The 15,432-nt window shown below is 31.0% G+C and carries 14 protein-coding genes, 1 pseudogene and 1 riboswitch; of the genes and pseudogenes, 10 read left to right on the forward strand and 5 right to left on the reverse strand.

From position 1 onward, the window contains the following. Nucleotides 1-216: pseudogene (locus tag BM319_RS22840) on the forward strand (IS110 family RNA-guided transposase); the annotation flags it as partial. A gap of 134 nt (nt 217-350) precedes the next feature. Here the strand turns inward: BM319_RS22840 and BM319_RS22845 are convergent. The 3 genes from BM319_RS22845 to BM319_RS22855 all read right to left on the reverse strand — a co-directional run bounded on the left by BM319_RS22845 (nt 351) and on the right by BM319_RS22855 (nt 3,960). Further along, nucleotides 351-581: a hypothetical protein gene (locus BM319_RS22845; RefSeq protein WP_091024821.1), complete on the reverse strand. Its 231-nt coding sequence runs from the start codon at nt 579-581 to the stop codon at nt 351-353. A 186-nt stretch (nt 582-767) separates the two neighbouring features. Then, the gene (locus BM319_RS22850) at nt 768-1,748 is read right to left on the reverse strand and encodes an LCP family protein (protein ID WP_091024823.1); all 981 of its coding nucleotides are present in this window, start codon (nt 1,746-1,748) and stop codon (nt 768-770) included. A gap of 232 nt (nt 1,749-1,980) precedes the next feature. Then, a complete protein-coding gene (locus BM319_RS22855) occupies nt 1,981-3,960 on the reverse strand; it encodes an acetoacetate--CoA ligase (protein WP_091024825.1) in 1,980 nt (659 codons plus the stop codon). 371 nt (nt 3,961-4,331) lie between these two features. Next, a riboswitch (purine riboswitch) is annotated at nt 4,332-4,433 on the forward strand. 270 nt (nt 4,434-4,703) lie between these two features. Here BM319_RS22855 and BM319_RS22860 point away from each other — a divergent pair. The 6 genes from BM319_RS22860 to BM319_RS22885 all read left to right on the forward strand — a co-directional run bounded on the left by BM319_RS22860 (nt 4,704) and on the right by BM319_RS22885 (nt 10,268). Beyond that, nucleotides 4,704-5,936, forward strand: a complete 1,233-nt coding sequence (locus BM319_RS22860; RefSeq protein WP_069032906.1) for an HD domain-containing protein — start codon at nt 4,704-4,706, stop codon at nt 5,934-5,936. Nucleotides 5,937-5,950: 14 nt separating this feature from the next. Continuing rightward, entirely contained in the window at nt 5,951-7,207 is a 1,257-nt protein-coding gene (locus BM319_RS22865; protein ID WP_084006796.1) for a cytochrome P450, read from the forward strand. A gap of 73 nt (nt 7,208-7,280) precedes the next feature. Continuing rightward, complete coding sequence (locus BM319_RS22870) at nt 7,281-7,907, forward strand: dienelactone hydrolase family protein (RefSeq protein ID WP_069032905.1); 627 nt, start codon at nt 7,281-7,283, stop codon at nt 7,905-7,907. After that, on the forward strand, nt 7,907-9,103 hold the full coding sequence (locus BM319_RS22875; protein WP_091024827.1) for an MFS transporter: 1,197 nt from the start codon (nt 7,907-7,909) through the stop codon (nt 9,101-9,103). The genes BM319_RS22870 and BM319_RS22875 overlap by 1 nt, the downstream gene beginning before the upstream one ends. After that, on the forward strand, nt 9,069-9,500 hold the full coding sequence (locus BM319_RS22880) for a hypothetical protein (RefSeq protein WP_139226563.1): 432 nt from the start codon (nt 9,069-9,071) through the stop codon (nt 9,498-9,500). The genes BM319_RS22875 and BM319_RS22880 overlap by 35 nt, the downstream gene beginning before the upstream one ends. A gap of 303 nt (nt 9,501-9,803) precedes the next feature. After that, nucleotides 9,804-10,268, forward strand: a complete 465-nt coding sequence (locus tag BM319_RS22885; protein WP_091024831.1) for a hypothetical protein — start codon at nt 9,804-9,806, stop codon at nt 10,266-10,268. A 283-nt stretch (nt 10,269-10,551) separates the two neighbouring features. On the opposite strand, the gene modA is transcribed toward BM319_RS22885, so the two are convergent. Next, complete coding sequence (modA, locus tag BM319_RS22890; RefSeq protein WP_091024832.1) at nt 10,552-11,361, reverse strand: molybdate ABC transporter substrate-binding protein; 810 nt, start codon at nt 11,359-11,361, stop codon at nt 10,552-10,554. A gap of 157 nt (nt 11,362-11,518) precedes the next feature. Between modA and BM319_RS22895 the strand changes: the two genes are divergently transcribed. Beyond that, nucleotides 11,519-12,454 (forward strand): helix-turn-helix transcriptional regulator, encoded by a 936-nt coding sequence (locus BM319_RS22895; protein WP_091024833.1) that lies wholly within the window; start codon nt 11,519-11,521, stop codon nt 12,452-12,454. 121 nt (nt 12,455-12,575) lie between these two features. On the opposite strand, the gene BM319_RS22900 is transcribed toward BM319_RS22895, so the two are convergent. Further along, nucleotides 12,576-12,881 (reverse strand): LysR family transcriptional regulator, encoded by a 306-nt coding sequence (locus tag BM319_RS22900; protein WP_069032899.1) that lies wholly within the window; start codon nt 12,879-12,881, stop codon nt 12,576-12,578. 741 nt (nt 12,882-13,622) lie between these two features. Between BM319_RS22900 and BM319_RS22905 the strand changes: the two genes are divergently transcribed. Together BM319_RS22905 and BM319_RS22910 are read left to right on the forward strand one after the other, a co-directional pair. Further along, nucleotides 13,623-14,438: an SPFH domain-containing protein gene (locus BM319_RS22905; protein ID WP_069032898.1), complete on the forward strand. Its 816-nt coding sequence runs from the start codon at nt 13,623-13,625 to the stop codon at nt 14,436-14,438. A gap of 455 nt (nt 14,439-14,893) precedes the next feature. Next, nucleotides 14,894-15,361, forward strand: a complete 468-nt coding sequence (locus BM319_RS22910; protein ID WP_286143889.1) for a VanZ family protein — start codon at nt 14,894-14,896, stop codon at nt 15,359-15,361. Nucleotides 15,362-15,432 lie beyond the last annotated feature (71 nt).

A 15,432-nucleotide genomic window follows, 5' to 3' on the forward strand; every position in this document is an offset into this window, starting at 1 on the left:
AGACGTACAGCTGGACGAAAAGGAAAAAGTAAAGCTGCAATCGTTGTCGCCCATGCGATGTTAAGAATTGCATATTACCTTTTAACCCGAAAAGAAATGTATGTCGACCTAGGCGAAGATTATTTTGATAAACAAAGACAGGAATCAATTGTCCGCCATTCGGTACGAAGATTAGAAAACTTAGGCTATTCCGTATCAATAACTGAAGCCTCTTAATCTATTTGATCAGTCCATAAACACCAACAATAAGTCGCTCCTCTTTTTTTAAAAAACGAATGAGCTGCTTCTATTTAGTATTGCCTTTTTATCGAATTTACAGAAGTTTATTTTCATAGTAGTTGAATAGTGTTCTAATATTTTTTTAAGATTCCATATATAAATCCAATTAAAATAGTAATGGCATAATACAAATACATTTTTTTAGCTTTCAAATAATAATCCACCTTTAGTACTTTATTAACCCTTGACTCTTTAAAAACTTGATTGAAGTGTTTATAAGTTTTTATGCCTTCATAAATAGACAAAGCACCAAAAATAATTAATATTATTAAACAAACAGATTTTAAAATCATTATCCCCACTTATTTAAATCCCCCTAAAATACGCTGCTTCTCTTATTCAATTTTATAATATTTTCTTACCTTAAATAAGAGAAATCTTATCCAACTAAACTGCCATTTTGTTGAATAAAAAACGAGCTGCTAGCAGCTCGTAATCTTCAACTAAAACACTGTGTTAGTTGCATAAAAGTTGAGAAATTTATAAACTTATTGAGTTGCTTTTCCTACTTGATCTACTTTCAAGCCAAGATGATTTCTCATTTCAGATGAAATATCATCTACGCTTTTTTGATCCGCCACATAGTAATAGACTCCATTTATTTTTTTATTTTCGCCATCATACTTTAAAGGCTCAATATGAGAATTAATCTCTTTTGGTAAACTACTATATAAAGAAAGAGCATCTCGCATACCTATGTTTGTACGAATATTTTTACTGAATTCTTTTGCATATGTATCAGTTTTTAAAATTGATTTCGGAGACTTTATTTCTTTTAAAATAGCTGTAAGAACCTGTCTTTGTCGCTCCTGACGTCCAAAATCATTATTTTTATCTCGTTTTCTCATACGAGAATATGCAAGTGCCTCTAGTCCATCCAGATGTTGCTCCCCTTTAGTGAAATAGATTTTTTTCCTTGGTGTAGTATCCGTATTTTCCCAAAAATCAAAAGGGACATTTACAGTAACACCACCAACTTCATCTACTATATTTTTAAATCCATCAAAATTTACAGTGACATAATAATCAATTGGAACATTCAAGAAATTTTCGACAGTTTGTATAGTAGTTTGAATTCCACCTCGAGAATAGGCACCGTTAATTTTAGAAGTAACATTATAATTAGAAATATCTACATAAGTATCTCTTGGAATACTCAAAGTTTTAAACGATTTATCCTTCGGATTATAAGTTACAAGGATAATCGCATCAGTTCGCCCATTAACTCCTTTTGTAGCGTAATCTTCAAGTCCTAAAAAAAGAATGGATACAGGATCTTTTTGGATATCAACTTTACCAGTCCTAAGTTTTGAATCAATCTCTTCACCATTAGTCATTTTATTTAATTCAGAGTAAGTAACAAATCCTTTATAACCAATAAACACACAAAGAAACAGAATACATATTATCAAAACACGCTTCAATATTTTTTTCTTTTTAGTTCGTTTATACTTTCTTGAAATTTCCATTTTATCTTTCCCCTTATGTTCTACATATGAAAATACATCGCGTTACTTAAACAAAATAATATCTTCCAAAATTATACAATATTTTTAAGGAAATTTCTTTTTTTTTTGAAATATCAAAATACAATTCTTATTCAACTAACCTGCCAGTTAGTTGAATAAGAAAATCACAATCTACCTTAACAGAGCATAAAAAAACGCTATCTCATAATCAAGATAACGTTCTAGATTAATTTCAAATTTGTCCATTTAAAACCTGTGCCAACCCGATAAAAAACTTTAATGACTCAGGATTAGCCATCGAACCTTGGTTGACTACTTTTTCAGGAGAAAAACCTAATAATATTTTACGAATTGGAACTTCTAATTTCTTTCCACTCAATGTTTTTGGAATTTGATCAACTTCATAAATTTCATTAGGGACAAATCGTGGTGAAACTTTATATTTAATTTCTTCTTTTATTTTTCTCTTTAATTCATTTGTCAAAACAACACCATGTTTAAGTACAACAAATAATGGCATAAATGACTGACGGCCAAGTAGTTCTAGATCGATCACTAAACCTTCCATTATCTCATCAATTGACTCAACAACTCGATAGATTTCGCTTGTACCTAGACGCACTCCATGTCTATTTATGGTTGAATCTGATCTCCCATAAATGACACAACTACCTTTTTCATCAATTTTAATCCAATCTCCATGCCTCCAAATACCTGGATAAACTTCAAAATAACTTTCTAGATAACGTTCATTATTCGAATCACCCCAGAAATAAAGCGGCATGGACGGCATAGGAGATGTAATCACTAATTCCCCCACTTCATTAATTACTGATTTTCCCTCATCATCAAAAGATTGTACATGAGCCCCTAATGAACGAGCTTGAATCTCTCCAGCATAAACAGGAAGAATCGGTGAACCTCCAACAAACGCTGTGCAAACATCAGTACCTCCACTAGTTGAAACAAGCCAGATGTCATCTTTTATATTTTCATATACCCAAGAAAATCCTTCGACTGATAGTGGGGATCCTGTTGAACAAATAGACTTTAATTTAGAAAAACTATGTCTATCTTTTAGCTTGATTGCGTGCTTCTCACACACACTTAAGAATCCTGCACTTGTCCCAAAGAATGTTACACCTACTTCTTCTGCAAGGTCCCACAAAACATGTAGACTAGGATAAGAAGGGCTTCCATCAAACAATAATATCCTACTGCCAGATAACAATCCTCCAACTAATTGATTCCACATCATCCAACCAGTAGTAGTAAACCAAAAAATCACATCATCTTGATTTATTCCTTGTTCGACTACTAAGGTCTTAAGTTGCTCAACTAATATTCCACCTTGACTTTGTACAATTGGTTTAGGCAATCCTGTTGTTCCCGATGAAAATAGTATCCATAATGGATGATCAAAAGGAACACTTTCAAAAGTAAGTTCACTACTTCCCACTAATAATTCATTCCAAAAAACTATTTCGTTTTCTATTTTATATTCATCAAAATTCGCATATGTTACTAAAATTGTCTTCTTTAATGTAGGTAATTCAGACTGTAGTTCTTCAACACTTGATAACCTATTTTGAACTTTTCCATTATAAGAATAACCATCCACCGCAAATAAAATAGTTGGTTCGATTTGTTTAAATCGGTCAATTACACTACTCGTTCCAAAATCTGGTGAACAGCTAGACCAAATCGCTCCAATGCTTGCACAAGCTAAAAAGGCAATGATCGTTTCAGGGACATTAGGCATATATGCTACAACCCTATCCCCAGATTTAACACCTAATTTTCTTAAAGAATTTGCGACCAAACCTGTTTTTTCCTTAAGCTCTTTCCAACTTATTTCTGTTTTTGGAGTAATTTCTGATTGAAAAATTAATGCAGGTTGGTCTCCCTTATCATTTCGAAATACATGTTCTGCATAATTAATTTTAGAGCCGGTAAACCATTTTGCGCCTGGCATTTTTCGCTCTTCAAGAACTTGATCGTATGGTGCATGGGAAATTACATTACAATATTTCCAAACGCTTTCCCAAAAGGACTCTAATTCATCGACAGACCATTTCCATAACTCACTTTGTGTATTGAAAAATAGATTTTTTTCATTTTCGAGCCAGTTCATAAAATGGCTAACTCCAGCATTTTCAATTTGCTGCCTAGTTGGCTCCCATAATAAAGCACCTTCAGTAATCGCTTTCATTATTACTCCTCCTAAATTAGCAATCTATTCATTTTAAGGACACAGTAACTACACATAACTCAAACCTTTGGATGAAATCTTACTATCATCTTTCCATTATGTATTAACTAAATCTATTTTTCTAAAAATACTTAATATTTAAAAATTAATTATTATACTATTACACACTAAATTTACTGTCAATATCGAAAATGAATCATCGTTCACTAAAAGCCCAGTTTAATTCGGTATATTTAACTATTAATATCTGTAATTAACCAAAAAAACTTCATACTATATCCTCATAGGGATAGTGTTGATATTTAATTTGATTGAATGTAATATATTAAATGATAATCCTGCAGGTTATTATTTCCATTTTTACCACTATTTACCATAAATGTATTTTAGCTCGTATATACCCAGAGATATGGTCTGGGAGTCTCTACCTAATTCCCGTTAAGAATTAGACTACGAGGTAATTTTTACTTTATTTAGTAAAAAAAGCTGAATTTAATAAGGGATAACTATGTCACTTTGAATAGATCCTTTTAAATACTCTAATAACCTTAGACTATTTAAAAGTGCGCTCTTCTTCACCTATTTGAAGGACATTATATACCTTTAAAAATTTCAACTTTTTTGCGAACCAAGATAAAGTAGGACTTATCTCTTTAGTGGAGAATACGTCCTACTTTATCTTGGTTTTTTTACGTCATTTAAATGTTTTCTTAAATTATTGTTTATAGAAGGGGTTTATTGATATGTATAAGGCCATGTATCATACTTTTGACCACCTAAGATTATCTGACAAGCAAACGCAAGAAGCTAATATTGCGTTCTTACATGACTTTAATGCAGTTTTAGAATCCCCCCATTTAAAAAAACTAGCAAAAAAAACACAGTTAATTCCCAACTCAGAGCATTGCCATAATCGTTTGTTTCATACTATTGACGTATGCCATGTTTCAGGCTTAATCGTGGAACATCTTAATAACTATTTTCAAGAGAATAACATTACACCCATAAATAAAGATTTAGTAAAGGCTATTAGTCTAGCTCATGATATTGGTCATCCACCATTTGGACATACCGGTGAACGAGCGCTAGATGAAATGATGAAAAAAATGGGTGGATTTGAATCAAATGCACAGAGCATTAAAATTTTAGTAACTAGTTCCGATAATTTTAAATTCAGAACCATTACAGCCTTAATGAAATATAAAACCAATATTCCTTTAATTAGAGAAGAATATAACGGTTTAATCAAAGGCTATTACGGGTATATGACAGACTATTTAGAACCTTTATTTTTGACATATCAAGAAAATGTCATTGAGCAATCGATTGTAGACATAGCAGATACGTTATCTTATTCCCTTTCAGATCTAAAAGATTTAATTCTATTTTATGGAGAAAATAGATTTGCTCAATTACTTAACAAATATATTACTGAAGGCGCGATGTTAGAGGAGACAATCCTTTTTTTCCCTGAAGTTAGTAGATCTGAATTACTTTATTTCATTCCAAAGATTATGGAAGACATTAAAAATAATATACTTGGGGAAATTTTACAAAATTACTGTAAGTTCACATCGGATCCACTACAATCTATTATTCATGATTTTATAGATTCATTAGTGATCAAGATAAACTATGCACAACCAATGTATAGTAAATTGAATCTTCCAATAGAAAATGAATTAAAACTTTTTCTATTAAATCAAATTACAAAGAAATGTTTCTTAGAAAGAAGTGTTAATAGAGAAATAGATAAAAAGATTACTCATAATATACAGCTCACCTACGATTATCTTTTTAACTTAATTAGTGAGGATTCTTTGTTGAAATTAGATAAGGAAATCTTACAAAAATTAATCAATATGTCTAGCCATACTGAGCGAGCACGTTTTGTTTGTGACGTAATATGTCATTTAAGTGATATGGAGATTGTAGATTTTGTAAGTAAATCTAGTAAAAAAATAATTGTAGTATAACAGGAGGAAATAACATGAGTATAAATGTAAAACAATCTGTCGAGCAGTTCAGTTTAAATAGTAAAGAGTATTATGAAAACAGATACGAATTATATGAACGATTACGAAATGATGCACCTGTTTTTTGGCATGAAGAAATGCAATCTTGGTTTATAACTAGGTACGAGGATGTGTCCAAGAATTTACTAGGAGATAAATTTATTTCAAGTAATGTAATTCCGAATAAAATGAGTAATCTCGCTGAAGGAGAAGATCAACATTTTAAAGATATAATCGATATCATTAAGACTTGGATGGTTTATAATGATCGCCCAGTTCATTCACAATTAAAAGGTTATATGAACAGAGCCTTTTTAGTTAATGAAATCGAACTTATTGCTCCTGAAATTCAGAAAATTGTTTCTACAATCGTTGATAAAGTACTTGAAAAAAACATAAGTTCATTTGACTTTGTAAAAGAGATCGCACACCCTATTCCTGCGATGGTACTTTGTAAAATGTTAGGAATTCCTGGTGAAGAAGTTGACAGATTCATTAAGTGGTCTGATGATATCGCATTATTTATGCAAGATTTCGTTGTGTCTCATGTTCCTAGTAAAGAAATTAGTGAACAAGTTAGAGGAAGTGTAAGAGAAATTTGGGCATACCTTTCAGATGCAATTGCGGAAAGACGAAAAGAAAAGAAAAATGATTTATTAAGTAGATTAATCTCTGAGACTCCTGGTGCAGATGGTGAACTTACTGATGATCAATTAATTGCTCAAACAATGCACTTAATTTTCGGTGGACATAAAATTCCTCAATTTGTGTTAAGTAATACATTACATCTTCTATTTAAGAATCAAGATGTTCTAGAAATGCTTAAAAAAGATATGTCTCTTCTTCCAAAAGTATTAGATGAAACAATGAGACTAGAAGGGCCAATCCAATATATTGTTAGACATGCTTCAAATGATATTGAGTTACATGGACAGCAAATCAAGAAAAATGATTCTGTTTATTTCTTCTTAGCTTCTGCTGGTCGAGATGAGCGAGTATTTGCAAATCCTGACAAAATGGATATAAGTAGAACAGGTTTCCGTCATGTAGCTTTCGGTGGAGGTTATCATACTTGTATAGCTGCTGCTTTTGCTCGTGTAGAGATTATGGAGATTCTTAAGGAAGTAATAACACGTTTTCCTACAATCGATTCATTATATGATTTAGAAAATCCAGAATGGACTGCAAACCCTACTTTCACTGGAATGATTCAGATGCAAGTAAAAATCTAGTATTACTAGGTTATTTGATAGGAATAGAACAAAATTCTATTCCTATTTTTTCTAAGTTAGAGGTGATTAAAAATTGAATAATTGTGAGTTTCATAATACCACCATTTTAGTTGTTCACGAAATTTATGGAATTAACAAACATATAAAAGATATTTGCGACAGTTTAAATAAGTTGGGATTTACAGTTGTCTGTCCAAATTTATTAGGTAATATAGAGAACTATTGCTATAGGGATGAAAACAAAGCTTATAAGCATTTTATTCATGAGATTGGGTTTGAGTTAGCTACTAATAAAATTATCACTCTTGCAAAAGAACTTCGAACTAAATGTGCTAATTTGTATATTTTGGGTTTTAGTATAGGTGCAACGATTGCATGGTTATGCAGTAAGTATGACGGGTTATTTGATGGAGTAATTGGATTTTATGGTTCGAGGATTAGGGACTACTTAGAGGTTCGTCCAAAATGTGAGACCTTACTAATATTCCCAACGAAAGAAAAATCATTTGACCCCGAAATTGTCATAAGTGAATTGAAAACAAAAGATAGGATCCAAGTCATTAAAATAGAAGGAAGTCATGGTTTTACCGATCAATCAACTTCTAATTATGATCAGTATGCTACTGAATATTGTTTTCAAAAAATGCGTGATTTTATTATGAAACAAAATAATAGCTTTTCCGAAACAGGAGGAATCTAATGACCGATCAAAGATGGATGTCTTTACAGTTTTTTGGGTTTTTCTTCACTTTCGGAATCTTCGTGCCTTATTGGTCTGCTTGGCTAACAACAAGTAAAGGTTTTACAGCTGATGAAGCTGGACTTATCATTGCTTTAGGATTAATAACAAGGTCGATTACAACCTTTTTTATATTTCCCTTTATAAGTAGATACTTAAATTTAGCAAGATTAAATCAAGTAGTTTCCTTAATTTCTGTTACGTTATTAATCATATTAATACCGTTTAATAGTTTAATTGCTGTAGCTTTTATTACAGTTTTACTAAGCCTTGTTTATCCAATGCCTTTAGCTATGTATGAGTCTATGGCATCTATCCTTATTCGGGAAAGTAAAATAGAGTATGGAAAGAGTAGATCATATGGTTCGATTGGCTATATTATTTCTCTATCATTAACTGGAATACTAATATCTTTAAAAAGTGAAAATGTAGTTATTTACCTTTTGATTTTTGGATGTATTCTACTTTCTTTCCTTACATCCATTAAAGCTCCAATACCTTTAAAAACAAAAATAGCTTCAAATAAAGTGCCATTTTTTAAGTTATTTAAATCAAAAACATTTTTAATCGTATTAACGATCTGTGTCACCCTTCAAGCTGCACATGCAGCATATTATAGTTATGCTGTCCTTTTTTTGAAAAATATTGGGGTAAAAACAAGTTTTACAGGATTCATCTTAATCATTGCGGTAATTTCCGAAATTGCTTTCTTCTATATATCAGACTCTCTATTTAAAAGACGATCTGTACAAGTTTTATTACTGTTTAGTATAAGTGCTTCCATATTAAGATGGGTATTGATCTTTTCTTTTAACAGTATTTCAGTTTTTGTATTGTCTCAACTTTTACATTCTATTACTTTTGGGCTTACTCAATATGCCTTTGTGAAATACTTAGATGAAAACATTGAAAATAAGTACTTCCCCTTTGCTCATGGAATTTATGCAGCTCTAGGTTTAAGTTTAGGTAGCGGTATTTTAACATTAGTAAGTGGTTACCTCTACTCTATATCTCCATCTTTTGCTTTTTTAGGTATGGCATTGGTCTGTATCCCCTGTTTAGGATTATGTTACTTTTTAAAATTAACATTAGGGGATCAAAATAACTTAACAGGAGAGATAAGTGAAAATGTTACTAGTAAAAGAAAAAGTGTATAGTACTAACAAGTCTGTAAAATCTGATGAAACAATTCATACCGAAGTATTTCAAATGAATGAAGAAAAAGTGATTAAGTTGAAATTTTTAAGTTCAAATTCTCCTAGAAATCAAGGTATCGGATTCATATCAGAAAATGGAATATCAATCAACGATGCTCAAAAACAAAAAACAGTCATTATATGGAGAAGTGAAACTCAATCAGAATTGACCTTAAAATGCTCTAGTGGCTTTTTAAATGTCTTTAATGTATGGGAAGAAGAACGAATGGTGGGATTCCATGATTTTCAGTCTGGTATGAGAATCAAAAAGGAAAATGATGTCATGTTCTACAGTTGTAATGATGCTTTTGCGAACGGTGATTTTACCTCACTAGTATTCTCGCTTCAAATATTATAAAGCTAAATAGATTGAAAAATCCCATTGGCTATCGGATTAAACAAACAAAAAAGCAGAGGATCCAAATCAACATCACTCTACTCCTCTTACGAAAATTTGCTAATTTAATTGACTAGGTTGTTTTTCATCAACGTGAAAGTAGAGTTGAATTTCTCAACTCTGCTTTTTACTAAAAATCTTATACTTCCTTTTCCATAATCCAAATCATCTTTCACTTGTGTCTATTTTTGGAAAGAATAGGAAAAACTAAATTAAGATTCGATATAGTAAACTTTTGTTCAAACTAGAAAGTAGGTATTAAACATGACTGAAGATTTTTTTGCTGATTATGAAAAATTTGTTGTTCCACCTTTATATCCATTTACAGGAGAGAAACAAAAATTTAATCCTAAAGATTATGCATCATATTACATCTTAACAGTCTCATTATATGACTCTCTTATATCAAATTGGAACGATGCGGCTAAATATAATATAGACGTCCGAAACTGTATAGATCACGTATTAAATGATTTTAATGAAAAAAAAGGTGGTAAATATCATCTTCAATTACTTGAATTTGAAAGTGATAAATCCTATTTTGTCATCGCCTTGTCTATAAAAAATAAAATTGAAAAAGAAAAAATCAATGGAATTATATCAAAGTATATTGAACAGCTTGTATCAAACTCTTTTTATATTGGACAGAGCTGGTACTGGCTAATTGGTCAAAAAGGGAAAAGAGACCGAAAACTCTTCAATATAACAATAAAGGAATACATGCACTAGCCTTTTAATTATACGGCTTTATATTTTCTCGTTTATCTTATAAAAGGATTTTATTTGATATAATTTTTCTAGCTAATTCCTTTTTCTATTTTAAGTAATGCCCTCCCCCCTAAAATTCCCCTTCTAAATAAGTTTAACAAATCTACTTAAACGTTCTTTATATAGAACAGTTGAATCTTTGTATTTTTTAACTAATACTTCATAATCTAACATTCCTACTAAAAGAAAAATGAACCAATCAACTAATCGGCTCATTTCTAAAACTAATGTCAGTTAATATAAGTTAATTTAGTCCCTTAAACCCATACTTCTCTAATATCTTCATAGACTCATCATTTTGAAGATATTCAAAGAATTTTTTAGCTTCTTTAGGTTGCTTGCTATCCTTTATTACGCCTAACGGATAAATAATTGGATCATGTGTATTTTCAGCTGCTGTTGCTACAATCTTAACTTTTGTCGATGTCAACGCATCTGTTTTATATACAATCCCTGCGTCCACATTATTTGTTTCTACATAAGAAAGTACTTGTCTAACATCCTTACCATATACTACTTTTCCTTCAATAGCTTTCCATACATTTAAATTTTCCAAAGTTTCTTTTCCATATTGTCCTGCTGGTACCGCGTCTGGCGTACCGATCGAAATTTTATCTGCTTTTGTAAGATCTTCAAAGGAGTTAATTTCTTTTTTTGTATCCTTTGGTACAACTAAAACCAGTTCATTTCCAACTACATCTTTTCCCTGGTTCTCTTCAATTAGACCATCTTTTACTAAATTATTAAATTTGTCCTCTGCAGCCGAGAAGAAAAGATCCACTGGTGCTCCTTGAGAAATTTGTTGTTGTAATGCTCCGGATGCTCCAAAGTTAAAGTTTATTTTCACATTAGGATTTGCCTTTTCAAAGTTTGCTTTAATATCATTTAGTGCATCCTGTAAACTAGCAGCTGCTGAAATAGTTAATTCTACATTTTTTTGAGAAACTTCTTGTTTCTGAGCTGTTGACTTTTTAGCTTGTTCATTTGATGAACACCCAGATAGAATTAGTCCTAATAACATCATCGACACTATTAAAGAATAAATCTTTTTCATCCTTCATCTACCTTTCATTTATAAAATATATCTAGTTATATCTAATTATATTTAGTTATAACTAAATAAGAAATAGAATTTTAATATTTACATTAAATTTACTAGGAATATGCTTTTTAAAAGGCATTGGGTTAAAATAGAAAATGGAGGGATGTAAATGACGACGGAACTTTCCTATACAATTGAAGAAGTATCACAGTTTTTAAAAGTATCGAAATTAACCATTTATGACCTTGTCAAAAAAGGTGAATTACCTGTATTCCGTGTAGGAAGACAGATGAGAATAGCAGCAAATGACTTGGACAATTACATAAAAAACAATAAAACAAATCAAAAAACCACATTACCTGCCTCTGTTTTTGAACCTCGCAGAAGCGATCCAAAAGAAACAAACCATGTTGTTATTAGTGGCCAAGATTTAGTTTTAGATATGCTCGGTAAACAGATCGAGAAAAACTCAACCTATAAATCTTTAAGATCTTTTACTGGAAGCTTAAACAGTCTTATTTCTATGTATAATGGAGAATGTGACATCGTTAGCCTTCACCTTTTTGACGGAGATACAGGAGAGTATAATCTACCATATCTTAAGAAAATTTTAGTGGGACATTCATTTATTTTATTCAATTTACTATCTAGGAAAGCAGGTTTATACGTTAAAAAAGGTAACCCTTTAAAGATAACCTCTTGGAAAGATTTAGAACGTGGAGATCTAAAAATTGTCAATAGAGAGAAAGGGTCAGGTGCTCGAATTCTTCTCGATGAACAACTGCGTATTAACCAGATTTCTTCAAAAAAGATTAACGGATATGAGCATGAAGAGAGCAATCATCTAAGTGTGGCCTCCGCTGTCTCCACTGGGGTAGCAGATGTTGGAGTCGGAATTGAAAAAGCTGCTAAAATTGTAGGAATTGATTTTATACCACTCATAACAGAACAATATGATCTCGTTATTTTAAAAACCCTTGCAAATGAACGCCTGATCAGAATTGTCACAGAAATTTTATCTTCAAATCAGTTTCAATCAGAGGTTGATTCCTTAGGAGATTATGATACTTCTAGAACAGGGAAAATTATATATGAGACAAATTAAAAGAAGCCTACTGAATTTGTAGCCTTCTTTTTTGACGTTTATATGAAAAGTAATAATTATTCTAAAAAGACCAAATAAATTATAATCTGGTTATATATTGAAAATGCTTTATTAGAAAGAGTTAAAACATACTTACATCATACATTGTATTAACAGAAGATTTTTTATGTAAGGATTTAATTTCTTCTTCAATTTCTCGACAATTCCTTACGATTTCCTTTATATGTGAAATAATTTGTAAACATTCAAATGAAGGCACCACTTTAGATTCGTCGTCACACTCAATTAGCTTTATGCCAAATTCAACTTCTAAACTAATGATTGATTCTTTCATATCAGCTTCATTAATAAAAAATTTCTCTGCTGCAATCGTAAAGGAACCACTTTCTATCACTTCACAAAGATGACTTAATTGTTCAATTTTCATTTAGCTTCCTCCATACTCTACGATGTTCTTTATCCTGATCTAGTTTAATTATATTAAGTGTTGATGTGATTTTAATTTTGAAAAAAAGTATCAATATTGGTTTTTCTGATTAAATGATGATTTTTCACTGAATAAATCGTTTATAGCTGCGTATGTTATCTCCTTCCTATATACCAACAGACCAAATTCAAATTTTATAACTCCAATAAAAAGAAACATTCTACAATAAAAATTGATTTTCCTTTGATTTAAACTTGGGTTATTTTCGCCTTGATTTTATTGAATTTTCTAGCTTGATCCTGCTAATTTCAGAAGATATGTATGTTAAATAGGCCAATATATTATTACTCAAATAGATAAACCACCTTTAACTGGTGGTTTTCTAAGGAATTCTCTATCCTCGAAATATTTTTAATTATCAAAAAGCATTTGGGGTAATTTAGTTAAAAGCTAATAATTTTACCAATGAAGCCTGATAGGCCACTATATTTCTAAGCAAAATTTAATTATTAATATAGCTTAAATCAAACTATAATTGCATATAAGAAATGATAGAAAGATAGTTAATCTAATTTGCACATTCGGGGGAATGATAATGGTTTTCTTTTATCAATTCGGAATTTTAGTTATTATTATTGGAATCGTTCTCTTCTTACTGTTTTATAAGGTTTTTATCAAAATAGGTAGATCATTTAATAATCATATTAAAAACATAAAAAAAGAAATCGGGAGAGATGAAGAGTGAACGGTTTAAGAAGTCTGATTGCAGGCGGAGTTATTATAGTTGGAGGTATTATTTACGCGATAGGCGGTATGTCCCATATTAGTGTTGGTAGCATTGGTATTGAAAAACATATGAGTGGTGAAATTACTGAAGTCCCCCAAGGCTTTCATTGGACTGGTTGGGGAGTTTCAGTACAAGAATACCCTACATATACACAATCATTAGTTTTATCAAGTGACAAGCACGAAGGTGGTAATTCTGATCAAGAATGGTCAGTAGGTACTGGAGATCAGCAAGAACTACCTGTTAATACAAACTTAACATGGAAAATTTCAACTAAAAACGTAGCTAATCTTTATCAATCAGTAGGTGGAAAAGATATTAGTTACATTAAAAATAACATCGTCAAACCTACAATGAAAAATGTTGTTAACAAAATTACGCACAAATATAGCTGGAACGACATTAAAGGTTCAAAACAAGCTGATATTACTGAAGAAATCAATACTGCACTTGATAAGGAACTTGCAAAACAAGGTATCGAAGTCGGAACTTTTGGATTTACACACGTAGGTTCTCCCGCAGGTATGGCACAGTCACAGGCACAATTAGCAACTTCTGAATTGAACGTAAAAAAGGCATTAGCTGACCAAGAAAAAGCTAAGATTGAAAATCAAACAAAAATCCTAAATGCAGAAGCAGATGCTAAATCAAATAAAATTTTATCAGACTCACTGACTCCAGAATTATTAAAGAAAATGGAAATGGATGCACGCCAAAAATGGGGTTGGGTTACTGTTCAAGGTGGGACACCTCTAGTTCAAGCAAAATAAACAAAGAACAATCTAGAAGCTTACTTCAAAGTGGTCACATTAATTTATAATTTTATTTCTCCCAAAACTTTTTAAAAATAGAATAATAAAGAAACTATCCTCTCCGCATTTAAACTCTTTCTATATTTATAGGAAGAGTTTTTATTTATTTTAAGATTCAATAAGAACTAATTTATAAGTTTCTAAAATTTGACATAAAAATGATGAAGGAAAAGTATACAAATATGTTATTCTCTAGGTGTTATAAAAACAATTGGATACGGAGCTAAATATTGTAAGTTGTAATATTCAAGGTTCAGAATCCCTGATCTATTAAGTCTGGTACTATGAAAGGCTGGTACAATTAATTGCTAAATTTCTTATATCCTAGCATAATTATTTCTACTTTTTTTATCCTATATTTTGGCTATCAATTTCTAAAAGGTTCAATAACTCTCCTAAAACTTCTTTATTGGATGATCTTTGGCATTTACTTTACATCTCTTATTAATTTCACCTTTTTTCCTTTTCCCTATCAAAAACTTTTAATTCAAATAATGATAGAAGATCGGTTGGGACATACTCATAATTTTATTCCCTTTAAATCGATCATAGATACCTTCAGTTCTGGCTCAATTCTACTTATTCTAAAACAAGTAGCTGGTAATGTTTTATTATTCATACCACTAGGATTTGCATTACCTATTCTATTTTTTAATATATCAAACAGAAATACGATAGTAATAGGTTTTACACTAAGTCTTGCAATTGAATTAATTCAAGCTAGTATTGGAATGTTCCTTGGCTATAACTACAGATCATGTGATATTGATGACATTTTACTAAATACAATTGGAACAATTATAGGACTAGCTATTTATAAAACAAGTTCCACGTACTTTAAAAACTTTGAAGAAATCATAGATAAAAACCTAACTTCGTAAACCTCCTAAATTTTTAGAATATCTACACAAAAAAATAGGGGTTGATTAGAGCAATCACCCCCTTTCACCCC

The organism is Bacillus sp. UNCCL81 (assembly GCF_900112535.1).
Lineage (GTDB): Bacteria > Bacillota > Bacilli > Bacillales > Bacillaceae_G > Gottfriedia > Gottfriedia luciferensis_B.

Bases quoted from the DNA above. Each gene is read 5' to 3' on its own strand.
- BM319_RS22850 (WP_091024823.1), bottom strand. From the start codon at position 1,748: ATGGAAATTTCAAGAAAGTATAAACGAACTAAAAAGAAAAAAATATTG.
- BM319_RS22855 (WP_091024825.1), bottom strand. From the start codon at position 3,960: ATGAAAGCGATTACTGAAGGTGCTTTATTATGGGAGCCAACTAGGCAG.
- BM319_RS22860 (WP_069032906.1), top strand. From the start codon at position 4,704: ATGTATAAGGCCATGTATCATACTTTTGACCACCTAAGATTATCTGAC.
- BM319_RS22865 (WP_084006796.1), top strand. From the start codon at position 5,951: ATGAGTATAAATGTAAAACAATCTGTCGAGCAGTTCAGTTTAAATAGT.
- BM319_RS22875 (WP_091024827.1), top strand. From the start codon at position 7,907: ATGACCGATCAAAGATGGATGTCTTTACAGTTTTTTGGGTTTTTCTTC.
- BM319_RS22885 (WP_091024831.1), top strand. From the start codon at position 9,804: ATGACTGAAGATTTTTTTGCTGATTATGAAAAATTTGTTGTTCCACCT.
- modA (WP_091024832.1), bottom strand. From the start codon at position 11,361: ATGAAAAAGATTTATTCTTTAATAGTGTCGATGATGTTATTAGGACTA.
- BM319_RS22895 (WP_091024833.1), top strand. From the start codon at position 11,519: ATGACGACGGAACTTTCCTATACAATTGAAGAAGTATCACAGTTTTTA.
- BM319_RS22900 (WP_069032899.1), bottom strand. From the start codon at position 12,881: ATGAAAATTGAACAATTAAGTCATCTTTGTGAAGTGATAGAAAGTGGT.
- BM319_RS22910 (WP_286143889.1), top strand. From the start codon at position 14,894: ATGATCTTTGGCATTTACTTTACATCTCTTATTAATTTCACCTTTTTT.